Raw genomic sequence first — 2,362 nt, forward strand, 5'->3', positions numbered from 1 at the left:
AAGCGGCAAAGTAACAAGTAAGCGGTTCCTCATCATTGAGAAACCGCTTACTTGTTAGTGGTGCGCCTAGAAGGATTCGAACCTTCGCACCCGGTTCCGGAGACCGGTGCTCTATCCCCTGAGCTATAGGCGCATGTCATATAACGTACTTTCATATAATATCACGAATTAAAAATTATTTCAAGACCGGAAACGCAGGTTCTTGCTATATTTTTACTGGCAACACGTATCTATATATGGTATTATATAAAATAGGCTTAAAATGGAGTTGACGCAATGATGGAACGTATTTATCTGGATCATGCAGCGGCTACCCCTCTGGATCGGAGGGTGCTGGAGGCCATGATGCCGTATCTGACAAACCAATATGGGAATCCGTCCAGTCTGCATTATTTTGGGCAGCAGGCCCGTGCGGCTGTACAACAGGCGCGGCAGCAGCTTGCCCATTGTCTGGGAGTGGCCTCCGGTGATGTTGTATTTACTAGTGGCGGTACGGAAGCGGATAATCTGGCCATACGGGGCTATCTGCGGGCCAATTATCCCCAGGGCGGGCACCTGATTACGTCAGCTGTGGAGCACCAGGCCGTTTTGAATACGTTCAGGGCGCTGGAACATGAAGGATATGCACTGACGATACTTCCAGTGGATTGCGACGGCCGTGTCTCTCCTGAAGCGTTACGGCAGGCAATCCGTCCCGATACGGTCCTCATTTCCATCATGTATGCCAATAATGAGACTGGCACGATTCAGCCTGTACAGGAACTGGGAGCTATAGCCAGAGAATGCGGAATCGTATTTCATGTCGATGCCGTCCAGGCCTTTGGTTACCTTCCCGTACATCCTATAGAAGATGGCATAGATCTGCTAACCGTCTGCAGCCACAAAATATACGGTCCTAAAGGCATAGGAGCTCTATATATCCGCAAAGGGCTGCAGCTGGCTTCTGAGGCTTATGGAGGACCACAGGAACATCGTCTGCGTGCAGGAACGGAAAATGTAGCCGGAATCGTCGGATTTGGCATGGCGGCGGATCTTCTGGAAAAGGAACGGCCGGAACGGATTCAAAAAGTCCGTATAGTGAAAAATCTGGTTTACCACGGCCTTATCGAAGGCAATGACTTGTTGCACCTGAATGGCAGTTTGTCCCAGTCTTTGCCCAATATTATAGATTTTAGTGTAGACGGCATGGAAAGCCCGGTTCTTCTGATTGCCCTGGACCGGCAGGGCATTGCTGTGTCAGCAGGATCAGCATGTGAAGCCGGGGCAGTTGAACCTTCCCATGTACTGATGGCTATGGGCGTCGGTGAGAAATGGCTCCGCAGCAGTATCCGCATGTCCTTTGGTCCGGAAAATACAACAGAAGAGATTTATACGGTGATACAAGCGATTCAGGATATTACCAGATCTCTTAGAAAAGGAGAAAGATTATGACGAAATGTGTCGCCGTTGCTATGAGCGGTGGAGTAGATAGTTCTGTAACGGCAGCGCTCTTAAAGGAACAGGGCTATGATGTCATTGGCATTACGCTGCGTTTATGGGAAGAGGATCCGTCCTGTCCGGCAGTCGAAAATGTCCATTCCTGCTGTTCTTTATCTGCCGTTGATGATGCCAAAGCAGTGGCTTCTGTCATTGGCATTCCCCATTATACCTTGGATTACAGGAAGTTATTCCGCGACGATGTCATTGATTATTTTGTCCAGTCCTATGTAAAAGGGCAGACTCCCAATCCCTGCATTGCCTGTAATAAATTCATTAAATTTGGCCTGTTATGGCAGCAGGCTCAGCAATTTGGCGCCCAGTATCTGGCGACGGGCCATTATGCCCGTATCAGGCATAATGAACAACGCGGCGTCTATGAACTGCTGCGGGGGACGGACCGGCGGAAAGACCAGTCATATGTCCTGTATCAGCTGACACAGGAGTTGCTGCCCCATATTCTATTTCCCATGGCGGAACTGGAAAAGGTACAGACGAGGGAACTGGCTAAAAAATTTGGCTTGCCTGTTTTTAATAAACCGGAAAGTCAGGATATATGTTTTATCCCTGATAATGATTATAAAGGTTTCTTAAAAAAACGGGTCCCAAAATGTTTTAAACCCGGAAATTTTGTCGATATCCGCGGTCATGTGGTCGGCCGTCATCAGGGAATCCCCTGTTATACCATCGGCCAGCGCCGCGGCCTGCATCTCGGTGGCCCCGGAGGTCCGTATTATGTTGTCGCACTCGATGTGAAACGCAATCAGGTCATCGTCGGTTCGGAAGCAGATTTATTCCGTACAGAAGTGATGGCCCGGGACCTCTCATGGGTGGAAGGACGGCCGGAAGGGCCGTTTGCAGCATTAGGAAAGATACGTTACGCGGC

2 protein-coding genes and 1 tRNA gene are annotated in these 2,362 nt (G+C 49.4%); 2 read left to right on the forward strand and 1 reads right to left on the reverse strand.

The features are described 5' to 3' along the window. Positions 1-58: 58 nt before the first annotated feature. Positions 59-133 (reverse strand) — tRNA-Arg (locus DBO31_RS05845). 143 nt (positions 134-276) lie between these two features. On the opposite strand from DBO31_RS05845, the gene DBO31_RS05850 reads away from it, so the two are divergent. Continuing rightward, positions 277-1,431 carry a cysteine desulfurase family protein gene (locus DBO31_RS05850; protein ID WP_234995410.1) on the forward strand — a complete coding sequence of 385 codons (1,155 nt, stop codon included), beginning with the start codon at positions 277-279 and terminating at the stop codon, positions 1,429-1,431. Then, on the forward strand, positions 1,428-2,362 hold a 935-nt coding region (mnmA, locus tag DBO31_RS05855), incomplete at its 3' end, for a tRNA 2-thiouridine(34) synthase MnmA (RefSeq protein ID WP_150824674.1). The genes DBO31_RS05850 and mnmA, both read left to right, overlap by 4 nt.

Source organism: Megasphaera sp. DJF_B143 (genome assembly GCF_900320625.1).
Lineage (GTDB): Bacteria > Bacillota > Negativicutes > Veillonellales > Megasphaeraceae > Megasphaera > Megasphaera hexanoica.